Here is a 12,871-nt window from a genome sequence, read left to right on the forward strand (position 1 = left end):
GGAACAGATGACACAGAGTGCGGCGGGGGAGCGACTCCCGCCACGGGAGGCAGTCGAATCGGACGGTGGGGGAAACGCGACCGACGGACGGACCTCGGCAGCGACGGCGACCGTCACGCACTCGGTCGAGGATAGCCGGGACGGATGATGGAGACGACGCGCCGAGCGCTAGCGGTTGCACTGGCGGTCCTGCTCGTCTCGCCGGCGGTCGCCGCCGTCGCGGGGACGCCCGAGGAGGCCGCGGCGGCCACCGACGCCAGTGCCGTCGCTGCCCAGGGAACGACGACCGCGACGCAGGGGAACGGCCAGTTCCGCCTGGTGTCGACCAGTACGAACGTGCCGGTCGACGGACGGGGGACGCTGGCGCTGACGTTCGAAAACACCGGCGACGCCGTCCGCAACGCCAGCGTGCGCGTGCAGTCGCCCAACGAGAGCCTGCGGTTCGGCCCCGCCCAGAACGCCACCCGGTTCGCCGGCACCTGGAACGCCGGAGAGCGTCGCACCGTGACCTTCGACCTGCTGGCGGAGGAGTTCGCCGAGACGCGCAGCTACCCCTTCGAGGCGACCGTCGCCTACACCGCCACGAACGGCACCCGGGTTCGGACCCCGCCGTTCACGTTCGACGTGCGCCCCTCCGGGCGCATCACCCTCGACCGCTTCGAAGTAACGCGGATTTCCTCGACGGTACAGGCCGGCGACACCGGCACCATCTCGGTCACCGTCGAGAACACCGGCCCCGACGTCGACGACGCCATCGTCACGCTGCGGCCGCGGACCGACACCATCCGCATCGGCGGCGATACGCGCGGCGGCGGGGCCCCCAACGCGACGCGGTTCGTCGGCGACTGGGCGTCCAACGAGGACGTCACCTTCGAGTTCGACGCCAGCGCCGGCAACGACACCGTCGTCGCCAGCTACCCCTTCTCGATGACCGTCTCCTACGCCACCAACGGCAACCGCACCCAGACCCAACTGGAGACCTTCGGCGTGATCCCCGCACCCGAGCAGTCGTTCGCGCTCGGCAACGTCACCAGCACCCTCCGCGTCGGCGACGAGGGCAACGTCACCGGCACCGTGACCAACGAGGGGCCGCAACCCGCCGCGAACGCGGTTCTCGTCCTCCAGTCGTCGGGAGACACCATCTTCCCGCGGGAGAAGGAGTTCGCGCTCGGAACCCTGGCCCCGGACAGGTCGGAGCGGTTCAGGTACCGGCTCGACGTCAGCGACGACGCCGACCAGGGGCCGCGACAGCTGTCGTTCGCCGTCCAGTACGAGAACCAGGACGGCGACCCGCGACGGAGCGAGTCGCTGGAGGCGCGCGTCGACGTCGGCCCACGGCGCGACGAGTTCCGCCTCGACGTTCGGGAGGCGTCCGTCGAGGCCGGCGGAAGCACGGCCGTGGTCGTCGAGGTGACGAACAACGACGACCGGGTGCTGCGGAACGTCGACGCGCGGGCGTTCGCCGACAGCCCGCTGAGCATCGACGACGACCAGGCGTTCGTCCCGCAGCTGGCGCCGAACGAGTCGGCGACCATCCGCTTCAGCGTCAGCGCGGACAGTGGCGCGCTCCCGGCGACGTACCCGCTGTCGCTCGACTTCCAGTACGAGACGCCGGACGGCGAGACGAAGCTCTCCGACACCTACGAGGTTCCGGTTCGGGTGACCGAACCGGAGGACGACGGACTGCTGCCGTTCGCGGACGTCGGCGTGCTGGCGGTCGTCGCGATCGCGACCGTGCTACTCGTCGGCGTCGTCGCCGTGTGGAGGTGGCGGTGAGTGGTCGACTACCAGCGGGTCATCGACTGGCTCGACGAGTGGATCGTCGAGCGGTCGCGGACCGTGCTGGTCGTCTTCCTCGTGCTGACCGCCGGGTTCGCCGTCGGGACGACGCGCATCTCGACCGAGGCCGGGACGAGCCAGTTCACCGAGGACACGCCCGCCGTCGAGGCGTTCGACGCCGTCAACGAGGAGTTCTCGCCGCCCTTCGGCGACGACGAGGGGACCACTCAGCTCATCCAGAGCGGCCGGAACGTGCTCTCGAAGTCCGCATTGCTGGCGATGCTCACCGTCGAGGAACGACTCGAACGCCGACAAGGACTGCGCGTCGTCGGGACGACGAGCGCGGCCGGCATCGTCGCACAGCAACTCGACCCGAACGCGACGACGCCCGAAGCGCAGATCCGTGCACTGGAGCAGGCGACCCCGACGGAGGTCGAGAGCGCCGTCCGGGCGGCCGCCTCGAATCCCGAGTTCAGGGGCCTGCTCAGCAAGGACTTCAACCGGCGCGCGGCGTCGGCGTCGGCGACCGTCGCCGTCGTCCAGCACCGCATCCCGGCCGGCATCGACCCGGCGGCGGGGGCGGAAGCCGAGGGCGGCGACGACCCGCTCAGCGAGGTGCAGTTCCGCTCGCAGGCCGTCGTCGAGACGGTCGACAGCGACATCCGCGTGTTCGGCAGCGGCATCGTCTCATCGGAGCTGTCGAGCGTCACCTTCGACTCGCTGATCATCGTCGTCCCCGCCGCCGTCGTCCTCATCTTCGTCTTCCTGCTGGTCGTCTACCGCGACCCGGTCGACCTCCTGCTCGGCGTCGCCGCGCTCGGGATGACCATCGTCTGGACGATGGGCTTCATGGGGCTGGTCGGCATCCCGTTCACGCAGTTGCTCGTCGCCGTCCCACCGCTGCTGCTGGCGGTCGGCATCGACTACGGCATCCACGCCATCAACCGCTACCGCGAGGAGCGCGTCACCGGGGCGGAGATCCAGCCCGCGATGCGGACGGCCACCGACCAGTTGCTCGTCGCGTTCGCCATCGTCACGGGGACCACGGTGGTCGGGTTCGGGTCGAACGTCACGAGTCGCCTGCAACCCATCCAGGAGTTCGGCGTGGTTGCGGCCATCGGCATCGTCTTTACGTTCCTCATCTTCGGCATCTTCCTCCCCGCGGCGAAGGTCTGGGCCGACCGGTTCCGCGAGCGGACCGGCCTCCCGCTGTTCGGCCGCCGGCCGCTCGGTCGGGAAGGGTCGCTGCTCGGGCGGGTGCTGCAGGGCAGCGTCACGGTCGCCCGGCGCGGTGCCGGCGCGGTGCTGCTGCTCGCGCTCCTGACGACGGTCGCCTCGGGCTACTACGCGACGGGCATCGACACCTCGTTCTCGAACGAGGACTTCCTGCCGCCGGAGGAGACGCCGTCCTACCTCCGGTCGCTGCCCGAGCCGTTCGCGCCGGAGACGTACACCGTCACGGACAACATCAACTTCCTGGAGGAGAAGTTCGCCTCCGCACAGGACGACACGGTGACCGTGTTCGTCGAGGGGCCGTTGCGCGAGGACTACGCGCTCGAGTCCATCCACCACGCCAACCGGAACCCGCCGGACACCTTTCTCGCGACGGACCGGCAGGCCGACGCCCAGAGCATCATCTCGGTCATCCGGTCGTACAGCGAGCGGTCCGAGTCGTTCCGGCGACTCGTCGAGCGCAACGACGTGAACGACGACGGTATCCCGGACGACAACCTCGACCGCATCTACGAGCGACTGCTCTCCTCGCCGGTCCGCGAGCAGGCGCTGCAGTACATCACGGAGGACCGGCGGAGCGCGCGTGTCGTCTACTCCGTGAAGGGCACCGCTACCCAGGAGGCCATCACGCGCGACGCTCGCCGCATCGCCGACCGGTACCGGCTCGACGCCACCGCGACCGGCGAGGTCGTCGTCTTCCAGTCCGTCGCCGGCATCATCCTCGCGTCGGCGGCGCGGAGCCTCGCGACGGCACTGGTCGCCACCGCCATCTTCCTCGCGCTCGTCTACCGCGTCCTCGTCGGGCGGGCGACGTTCGGCGTCATCAACCTCTTCCCCATCGTCGTCGCCGTCGCGCTGTTGGCCGGGACGATGCGACTGCTCGACATCCCCTTCAACGCGCTCACCGCGACCATCCTCGCCATCGCGCTCGGCCTCGGCGTGGACTACTCGGCCCACGTCGTCCACCGCTTCACCGACGAGTACGACTGGGAGGCCGACGACCGGGACGTCGACGAACAGGCGGCCGTCGCCGCCGCGCTCGACCGGACCGTCCGCGGCACTGGCGGCGCGCTGACCGGGAGCATGATCACGACGGTCTCCGGGACCGCCATCCTCGTGCTCGCCATCACGCCCGTGCTCGGACAGTTCGGCCTCGTGACCGCGCTGAGCATCTTCTACTCCTACCTCACCGCGGTCGCGCTGACGCCGTCGGTCGTCGTCGTGTGGGCGCGCTACGCGCGGTGAGGCGCCGGACGGGTGGCGTCAGACCGCCGCGGCGACCGCGCTGTCGACCGCAACCGCGACCAGCAGGACGGTATCGACGCCCTTCGCGTCCGCGTCCTGGACTGTCGAGAGACCGCTCGCCGTCCGGAACCGTCGGCGTCACTATCGATTTCGCAGTTCGCCCGCTCGCGGACTCTCACCCCCGTGTGGTACCTCGCGCTCGCGAACGCGAAGCGAGTGGACAGTCTCGGTCGCGTCGTCGACGACCACGGCCTCGCCGGGCGCGGCCGGCATCCGGTCGGCCAGCGAGGCGTCCATGAACGTCGGTCGGGAGCGCGAAAGGGCGTCGAGGTCGGCGCGCGACGTCAGGCGGTGGGCGACGAGCAGGTCGGCTTGCGAGACGGCGACGTCCGGTAGCGCGTCGGGGCGCTGCGTAGCGGCCACGAGGCTGACGCCGGGGCGGCGCCCGCGCGTCAGGATCGTCCGCAACGCCGGGCCAGCGACGCCGTCGAAGAAGGCGTGCGCCTCGTCGACCAGTAGCCACGGGAGCGGTCCGCGGCCCGCGACGCGGGCGTCGTACAGCGCGGACGCCACGGAGCCGACGACCGCGTTCATCGGCGCCCGGTCGTACCCCGAGAGGTCCAGCACGACGCCGGACGCCGCCGTGAGCTCGGTCGCCGTGAGGCCGTCCGCGGCGAACGCGTCCCACGAGTCGGCGAGGGCGAGGTGGTTCGCGGCCGCGCGCCGGGTCGCGTCCGGCGCGGCCGCCTCGCGCACCCACTCTCGCATTCCGGAGAGCGACGACGACTCGACCGCTGCACGCCAGACGAGCGACCCGGCGGCGCTCTCGCGGTCGAGACCGAGCAGGTCGCACCACGCCTGCGGCGCGAGCGCGTCCGCCGTCGCGCGCGGGGAGTCTACGACCGTGACGTCGCGCCGGGCATCCGCGAACGTCCGGAACGCGCCCATCGGGTCCGCGACGACCGGAACGACGCCCTCGGTGGCTGCGAGCTCCTCGACCAGCACGCCGAGTGTGTACGACTTGCCGTAGCCGCGCTTGCCGACGACCAGCGTGGCGTGCGGCCTATCGACGTCCACGTGGACGGGCGTACCTGCGCTCCCGTCGCGCGCACGGTACGCGCCGAGGTGGCCGGTCGCACCGTCACCCTCCGTTCGGCCGAGCACTCGCGTCACACCACGCCGTGGTCCCGGCTTCGGCTATAAACCCTCGTGCGAGACTTCTTGAGGGAAGCCGGGACCAGACCGGGCCATGCGTGCACTGGAACGCTTCCGCTCGGACGACCGTGCCATCGAGGGACTGCCGATCCGACTCGTCATCGCGCTCGTGGTCGGCGTCGCGAGCCTGTCGGTGATGATGAACATGCTCTCGGGGGTGGGCGGCCTCTCCGTGAGCGAACTCGACGCGAAGCCGTCGCCAGAGGTCGTCTCGCCCGGTCCGACGGAGGTCGAGATAGCGGTCGTCGACGCCGAGGGAGAACCGGTCGCCGACGCGACGGTCGTCGTCCGTAGCGCCACCGCGAGGCTGGCGGAGGTGCGAACGGCGACGACGGACGAGGACGGCACGGTGACCGTCTCGGTCGACCCGAAACTGGGGCCGAACCAGGAGGAGGGAACGCTCGAAATCGACATCAAGCCGCCGGCGGGGAGCGAGTTCGCCGACGAGCGGGAGAACACGAGGATACTGGTGGTCGACGACTAGCCGTCGTCCCAGTCGATCCACTCGTGCTCCCAGCCGCGCTGGACCTGCGCGTGGCGCTCGGCGTGCTCGCGGTCCTCGCGTGCGGTCCGGTTGCGCTCGATAGCGCCCGACTGCTCGCCCTCGACGAGCAGCGGTGCGAACGCGACCGACCCGCAGCGGTCGACGACCTCGGGGTGGTCGGCCGCCTCGCACTCGACGACGGCCAGGTGCTGGTCGCCGCTGCCGAGGGGTATGACGAGCTGGCCGTCCGGCGCGAGCTGGCGGAGCAGCGCCCGCGGTGGCTCGACGGCGGCGGCCTCGACGAGGATCCGGTCGAACGGCGCGTACTCGGGGAGGCCGTCGGCGCCGTCCCGGCAGTCGGCGAAGACGCCGCCGTAGCCCGCCGATTCGAGGTTCCGGCGGGCGTCGTACACGATCGCTCGCGTGATGTCGACGGCGTGAACGTTGCGCTCGCCGGCGATCTCGGCGAGCACGGCCGCGGTGTACCCGACGCCGACGCCGACGACGAGCACCGAGTCGTCGGGTCCGACGTCGAGGGCTTCGACTAGGCGCGCGACCGTGCTCGGCGACAGCGTCCGGGTACCGCGGTAGTCGAACGACTGGTCGAGGTACGCGCCGCGGTCGGCGTCGGCGGGGACGAACTCGTGGCGGGGGACGGTCCGGAGCGCGGTGGCGACGGCCTCGCTCTGCACGAGCGCCTTCGTCTCGTGCTCGAGGCTGTCCACCATGTCGTCGCGCAACACCGCGGAGTCCATGTCGAGCCGTTCGGGGTGGAGGCTCTTCAATCGCGCGGCGTGCGTCCGGTCGCAGCCTGGCGGTCCGTCCCCGGAACATCGCGCACGTCGACGTCGACGAAACCGGCGTCGTCGAGCCACCCGGTGACCCGGTCGACGGTGTAGGCGTCGCCGTTCGCCGTCTGGGCGAGCATGTGGGCACCCAGCAGCGCGGCGTCGTCGGACCGGCCGCGAAGGCGGTCGACCAGGACGACCGCCCCACCCGGGCGGAGAGCGTCGAACGCGTTCGCGAGGAGTCGGCCGTTCTCGTCGGGACCGAGCGCGTGCGCGACCCGCGAGCAGAACGCGATGTCGAACCCCGTCGGCAGGTCGTCGGTGGCGTCGCCCGCGACCAGTTCGACCGGCTCGTCCGCGAGGCGTCGCTCGGCGGCCTCGACCATCTCGGGGCGGTCGACGAGCGTCACGTCCAGTCCGCGGGCGACGAACTCCAGCGCGAACGCGCCCGGGCCCCCGCCCACGTCGAGGACGCGCTCGGCGTCGGGGTGTTCGTGCATCGCTTCGGTGACGCTGGCGCGCACGGTGGCCTCGTCGACGGCGGCCATCGCACCCGCGAGGTTGATGGTCCAGTCGTCGGGCTTCGCCGGCGGCTCGCCGGTCCGCATCGTCTCGGGGAGCTGGAACCACCGGTCGAGGCAGTCGAGCTGGTGGGGCACCGACCCGACGGAACGCACGTCGGTCGTGGCGAAGAAGCCGAGCGCGCGGTTGGTCGCCTCGTACTCGTCGCCGACGCGTTCGAGGAACCCCATCTCGGTGAGCGCCTGCAGGGTGATGCGCGCGGCGCGCCCGGTGACGCCCGCCTCCTCGGCGACCGCCTCGGGCGTGCCGGCGTGGAGCATCACCGCGTCGAGGACGCCAGTCTCGCGCGCGGCCCACAGCAGGATGAGTTCGCGATAGTCCATATCCCCTCGCTGGCGCGCCAGCGACAAAAACGCCGTCCCACCGACGGCTGCACGGACGGGTAGATTCCGGCGGGAGTCGACCGAATGTCGACGGCGTCATCCCGGTAAATTGTCACGTCATGCCGGAAAGCTTGATACGTTCTTCGGTGTACGAAAGGGTGTACATGAGGTGGCGCGCGATCGTTCTCGTCGTCCTCGTCGTGCTCGCTGGCTGTTCGGGGATCCAGTTCGACGACGACTGGGCGGACGGCGGAACGACGTCGGTCGACACCGCAGGAACGTCGCAGACGGCCGACCGCGGAGCGCGAACGACGAGCGCGGACGTCCCCCCCGACAACCCGTGGGGCGAGGCGACGCTCACGGTTGCCGTGAAGCAACCAGGTGCCCCGGAACGAGACTTCACCGGCCCGCTTCGGGAGGCACTCGGCTACTGGGAGCACAACAGCGAGCAGTACGCGGGCTACCCGATCGAGTACGAACTCGACCCCGACGCCGAGAACCCCGACCTCGTCGTCCGGTTCGTCGAGGAGGTAACCTCCTGCCCGAACGTCGAGCACGCCGCCGGCTGTGCGCCGTACGTCACCGAGTCGGCCGAGGTCGACCGGCCGATGAAGGTCGACGTCGACGCGTCGTTCGCGAACGAATCGACCGCGCTCGTCCTCAAACACGAACTCGGCCACACGCTGGGACTGGACCACGACTCTGCGCCGCAGTCCATCATGAACGGGGAAGCGATCCTCGCGACGGCACCGAAACGTGACGCCACCGAACGACCGCTCCCGTGGGCCGACAGCGAGTTGACCGTCTACCTCGGCCCGACGCCGGACCGCGACCGGGCCGCGGTCCACGAGCAGGTCAGCCACGCCCTCGCGTACTACGCGGACGGCGCGGCGGGCACCGTCCCGTCGAACGTCTCGTTCGAGTTCACTCGCTTCCGGAGCGAAGCCGACGTCGTCGTCCGGTTCCCCGACGACCTGCAGTGCACCGGCGGCGCAGGAGGGTCGTGTGGCTCGGTCCGCGGCGTCGACCCCGACCGCGACGACGAACTGGAGCGCTACGAGCGACTGAACGTCTCCATCGCCGGCGTCGACACGGAGGCGGTCGGCTGGTACGTCGGCTACTGGCTCGGCTACGGGATGGGGCTCGACGAGTCGGAGCTCGCACCGCCGCTCCGCGACGACTCCTACGACAACCGGCGGAGCGACTGGTGGGACTAGCCTTTTCCACCGCTCGCGAAAAGACCGGAGTCCGGCGTCAGCCCTCGAAGCCGTCCTCGAACCGGAACGCGCCGTTCCGCTGGACGACCTGCGCGCACCTTTTATCTCGCTTCGCTCGCAAAAGCTGCACCAAAAGCCGTCGCGTCAACCCTCGAACCCGTCCTCGAACCGGAACGTACCGTTTCGCTGGACGACCTGCGCGCACCTTTTATCTCGCTTCGCTCGCAAAAGCTGCACCAAAAGCCGTCGCGTCAACCCTCGAACCCGTCCTCGAACCGGAACGTACCGTTTCGCTGGACGACCTGCGCGCACCTTTTATCTCGCTTCGCTCGCAAAAGCTGCACCAAAAGCCGTCGCGTCAACCCTCGAACCCGTCCTCGAACCGGAACGTACCGTTTCGCTGGACGACCTCGCCGTCGACCTCCAGGCGCGACTCCTCGCTCACGTCGGTGATCATGTCGACGTGGACGGCGCTGTCGTTGCCCGACTCGCCCTCGGGCAGACAGGCGTCGTACGCCCGGCCGACCGCGAGGTGGACGGTGTCACCCATCTTCTCGTCGAAGAGGATGTTGTCCGTGAAGCGGTCGATGCCGCGGTTCATCCCGATGCCGAGTTCGCCCAGGCGGCGCGCACCCGCGTCGGTCTCGAACACGTCGTCGAGCGCGTCCTCGCCCGTCTCGGCGCTGTAGTCGACCACCTCGCCGTCCTCGAACGTGAGGCGGACGTTCCGCACCCGGCGGTCCTGGATGGTCATCGGGACGTCGAAGACCACCTCGCCCTCCGGGTCGTACGGCGCGGTGAACACCTCGCCGCTGGGGAGGTTGTGCGAGTCGTAGGCGACGGAGGCGGCGGAGTTGACGGCCGTCCGACCCTCGATGGACATCGTCAGGTCGGTACCGCCGGAGACCAGACGGACCTCGCTCCCCTCGTCGAGGATAGACTTCATCTTCGCCATCTCGTCGGCCAGCGACCCCCAGTCGCGGAGGACGGCGTCGTAGACGAAGTCCTGGTACTCCTCGTATGCCATGCCGGCCTGCTGTGCGTACGCCCGCGTCGGGTGGAGCGTGCTCACCCAGTCGGTCGAGAGGCGCGCCTCGCGGACGCCCTGCCGCGCCGTCGAGTACTCCTGGCGTCGCTCGCCGGGAACGTCGGCGGCCGCCGTCGTGTTCCGGGTGCCGCCGAGCGAGAGGACGGCGTCGGCGTTCTCGTACAGCGCCAGTTCGAACTCGGGGTCGACCTCGAACTCGTCGTCGTGGGCGCGGAGGTACGCCCGCCGGAGTTCGCCCGCGTCGTAGGTCGCCACCAGGTTCGCGCCGCGCTCGCCGAGTTTCTCCGCGACCGCGACCGCCAGGTCGTGAGCGCCCTCGTCGACCGAGAGCACCACGTCGTCGCCCGCCTCGATCCGCGCGCTCCAGTCGACGAGCACCTCGGCGTGCTCGTGGATTCGTTCGTCCATACCGCCACCGTCGCTGGCGGGCAGAAAAACCCCGGCGATTCCCGGGAGTCAGAACGCCGGCGACTGGCGGTCGACGACGTCCATCGCGTCCTCGAACTCCGCGGCGAGCAGTCCGAGCACGTCGTCGAGCGCGACGATACCTTCCACGGAGCCGTCCGCGACCACCGGCATCCGTCGAACGCCCGCGGCGTCCATCCGTTCGAGCAACTCGAAGACGCTGGCGTCCGGCGCGACCGTCACCGGGTCCGCGGTCATCACGTCGCCCGCCGTGCGGTCGGTCGCGTCCGGGTCGTCGGCGAGCGAGAGCGCGACGTCCCGGTCGGTGAGGATGCCGACCAGGTCGCTCTCGTCGAGGACGAGCACGCTCCCGACGTTCTCGCTCCGCATCCGCGCCGCGACGTCCGCGAGCGCGGTGTTGCTGTCCGCCGTGATTACCTCCGTGACTACGACGTCGTTCACTGACATGGGAACCCCCAGGGTCTCCGTACGACGGACGTGGCGGTAAATTCGTCGGTTACACCGACTGTCGAACGCTCACTCCCTGATATCGCCGCTGGGTGGAGTTCGTCGTCGCCGCCTCCGCGACGGCCTTCCTGAGCGGTTCGACCCACCTGAAAACATTTCCCGCGGCAGCACGTACCTGGGTGCGTGCCCTCCAGACGGACGTTCCTCGCGGCCCTCGGCACCGGCGCTCTCGGCGCGCTCGCTGGCTGTACCGACGGCGACCCGGTCGACGGGCGCTGGTACCGCGCCGGCTACGACGACCGCAACACCGGCCACGCGCCGCGGCGGCGCGGCCCGGGGTCGGACCCCACCGTGCGGTGGTCGGCCGACGTCCCGGAGAGCTACCACACGCCGTCGCCGGTGCTCGTCGACGACCGCGTGTATCTCGGTCACGCGTCCGGGTGGCCCTCCGGACAGAACGTCCGGGTGGGGCTCCGCGTCCTCGACGCCGGAGGCGGCGAGACGCGACGGGACGTCACGGTCACCACGTTGGCAGGCGTCGACACCTCCGATGCACGTTACCTCGACTCGCTCGTGTTCGCGGACGGGGCGCTCTACGTCGTCGCGTACGACGGCCTGTACAGTCTCACGCCGGATGGCGAGGAGCGGTGGCACGTACCGATGGGCGGCGGTCCGACGAACAGCATCCAGCGCACCGGCCACCCGGTCGTCGTCGACGGGACGGTGTACGCCCCGACCGCGAGCACCACGAACGACGCCGACGCGCCGGAGGCGCTGTACGCCGTCGACGCCGAAAGCGGCGACGTGCGGTGGCGGTACGTGCCGGCGAAGGATGCGGCGCTGGACGCACGACCGGGCGACCCGTGGACCTTCCCGCCCGCGTACGCCGACGGCGTCGTCTACCTCGGCGTGCTGGACCACGGCGTCGTCGCGCTCGACGCCCGGGACGGTACGGTGCGATGGCGGAGGCAGGTTCGAGTCTACGGTCCGCCGACGCTAGCGGACGGGCGAGTGTACGCATCGATAGAGTCACCGAGCGACGAACGTTTCCACGTCGTCGCGCTCGACGCCGCCTCGGGCGAGGAGGACTGGCGGACGACGGACGACGGGAGTCGGTTCGGGCGGCGCATCGCCGCCGCCGGCAGGCGTGTCTACCACCGCGAGAACCTCGGGACGCTGGTCGCCCGCGACGCCGCGACTGGCGAGCAGGTCTGGCGCTACGCGGGCGCCGACAACGTGTACCCCGGCACGCCGGCCGTCACGGACGACGCACTCTACGTCTGCGTCCACGACGACGACAGCACGGGCGTCGCGGCCCTCGACCCGACGACCGGGGAGCGGGAAGGGTTCGCTAGCGCCAGCAGTAGCCCCGTCTACGCTTCCCTCTCGCTCTCGGACGGCCTCGCGGTCGTCGTTTCCAGTTCGGGACGAGCCTACGCCTTCGAGGCCTGTTCGGCCGGCGTCGCCGGCCACTGCCTCTTCTAGCAGATGGCGTACGTGACCTGCACCGACCCGTCGTCGGAGACGGTCACGAGCGTGTGGGCGTAGCACTGGCTCGTCTTGACGGTGACGCAGTTGCTGCTCGACGCTTCGACGGCGGGCGACGCGGTGGTCGTCGTACTGGTCGCGGGGGCGGTCGCACAGACGGTGAACGACTCGACCCCGTCGGGGCCGGCCCGCGCCAGGTTGTACGGTTCCCGTTCGTTTCCGGGGCCGACGGTCGTGGTCCCGCCGAAGACCGTCTCACCGGTCGCGTGCCGGAACACGCGGAGGTGGACCGTCTGCCGCCTGTCGCCCTCGTTGGACACGGTTATCGAGTGGTCGGCGTCGGGTGCGGTCGGACCGTCCGTCGACGTACCACCCGACTCCGGGTCGGTCGTGGTGGTGTCTGTCGGGGCGTCCGTCGTCGTGTCGGTAACGTCGTCGGGGGCGGCGACGTTCTCGTCGTCGCCACCCAGGCAACCGGCGGTCGCGCCCGCGCCGATGGCAGCGAGGAGGGCGCGCCGGGTGGAGTCGGTCATGTCCGACTGGACTGTTCGCGAGGGGAAATTTCCTCCGCAGGGTCAAGTCGGCGTTTGAGTCAT

General features: G+C 70.5%; 11 protein-coding genes. 5 read left to right on the plus strand and 6 right to left on the minus strand.

Features of this window, described 5'->3' with window-relative positions:
- Positions 1-144 precede the first annotated feature (144 nt).
- Positions 145-1,776, plus strand: a complete 1,632-nt coding sequence (locus NKT36_RS06435) for a COG1361 S-layer family protein (RefSeq protein ID WP_327053132.1) — start codon at positions 145-147, stop codon at positions 1,774-1,776.
- The gene (locus tag NKT36_RS06440; protein ID WP_327053133.1) at positions 1,777-4,257 is read left to right on the plus strand and encodes an efflux RND transporter permease subunit; all 2,481 of its coding nucleotides are present in this window, start codon (positions 1,777-1,779) and stop codon (positions 4,255-4,257) included.
- Between the two features lie 141 nt (positions 4,258-4,398).
- On the opposite strand, the gene NKT36_RS06445 is transcribed toward NKT36_RS06440, so the two are convergent.
- A complete protein-coding gene (locus NKT36_RS06445) occupies positions 4,399-5,430 on the minus strand; it encodes an ATP-binding protein (RefSeq protein ID WP_327053134.1) in 1,032 nt (343 codons plus the stop codon).
- Between the two features lie 76 nt (positions 5,431-5,506).
- On the opposite strand from NKT36_RS06445, the gene NKT36_RS06450 reads away from it, so the two are divergent.
- Positions 5,507-5,956 (plus strand): Ig-like domain-containing protein, encoded by a 450-nt coding sequence (locus NKT36_RS06450; protein ID WP_327053135.1) that lies wholly within the window; start codon positions 5,507-5,509, stop codon positions 5,954-5,956.
- Here the strand turns inward: NKT36_RS06450 and NKT36_RS06455 are convergent.
- Entirely contained in the window at positions 5,953-6,711 is a 759-nt protein-coding gene (locus NKT36_RS06455; RefSeq protein WP_327053136.1) for a protein-L-isoaspartate O-methyltransferase family protein, read from the minus strand. The genes NKT36_RS06450 and NKT36_RS06455 overlap by 4 nt on opposite strands.
- 26 nt (positions 6,712-6,737) lie before the next feature.
- Positions 6,738-7,649, minus strand: coding sequence for a class I SAM-dependent methyltransferase (locus NKT36_RS06460; RefSeq protein ID WP_327053137.1), 912 nt, complete (start codon positions 7,647-7,649; stop codon positions 6,738-6,740).
- A gap of 164 nt (positions 7,650-7,813) precedes the next feature.
- Here NKT36_RS06460 and NKT36_RS06465 point away from each other — a divergent pair, with 164 nt between their 5' ends.
- The gene (locus NKT36_RS06465) at positions 7,814-8,866 is read left to right on the plus strand and encodes a matrixin family metalloprotease (protein ID WP_327053138.1); all 1,053 of its coding nucleotides are present in this window, start codon (positions 7,814-7,816) and stop codon (positions 8,864-8,866) included.
- Positions 8,867-9,224: 358 nt separating this feature from the next.
- Here the strand turns inward: NKT36_RS06465 and NKT36_RS06470 are convergent, their stop codons facing one another.
- Both NKT36_RS06470 and NKT36_RS06475 read right to left on the minus strand, forming a co-directional pair.
- Positions 9,225-10,322, minus strand: coding sequence for an aminopeptidase (locus NKT36_RS06470; protein ID WP_327053139.1), 1,098 nt, complete (start codon positions 10,320-10,322; stop codon positions 9,225-9,227).
- A gap of 48 nt (positions 10,323-10,370) precedes the next feature.
- The gene (locus NKT36_RS06475) at positions 10,371-10,781 is read right to left on the minus strand and encodes a CBS domain-containing protein (RefSeq protein WP_327053140.1); all 411 of its coding nucleotides are present in this window, start codon (positions 10,779-10,781) and stop codon (positions 10,371-10,373) included.
- Between the two features lie 189 nt (positions 10,782-10,970).
- Here NKT36_RS06475 and NKT36_RS06480 point away from each other — a divergent pair, with 189 nt between their 5' ends.
- Positions 10,971-12,272 carry an outer membrane protein assembly factor BamB family protein gene (locus NKT36_RS06480; protein ID WP_327053141.1) on the plus strand — a complete coding sequence of 434 codons (1,302 nt, stop codon included), beginning with the start codon at positions 10,971-10,973 and terminating at the stop codon, positions 12,270-12,272.
- Here NKT36_RS06480 and NKT36_RS06485 read toward each other — a convergent pair.
- Positions 12,269-12,808 carry a hypothetical protein gene (locus NKT36_RS06485; protein ID WP_327053142.1) on the minus strand — a complete coding sequence of 180 codons (540 nt, stop codon included), beginning with the start codon at positions 12,806-12,808 and terminating at the stop codon, positions 12,269-12,271. The genes NKT36_RS06480 and NKT36_RS06485 overlap by 4 nt on opposite strands.
- Positions 12,809-12,871 lie beyond the last annotated feature (63 nt).

It is taken from the genome of Halomicrococcus gelatinilyticus (genome assembly GCA_024227995.1).
GTDB classification, from domain to species: Archaea; Halobacteriota; Halobacteria; order Halobacteriales; family Haladaptataceae; genus Halomicrococcus; species Halomicrococcus gelatinilyticus.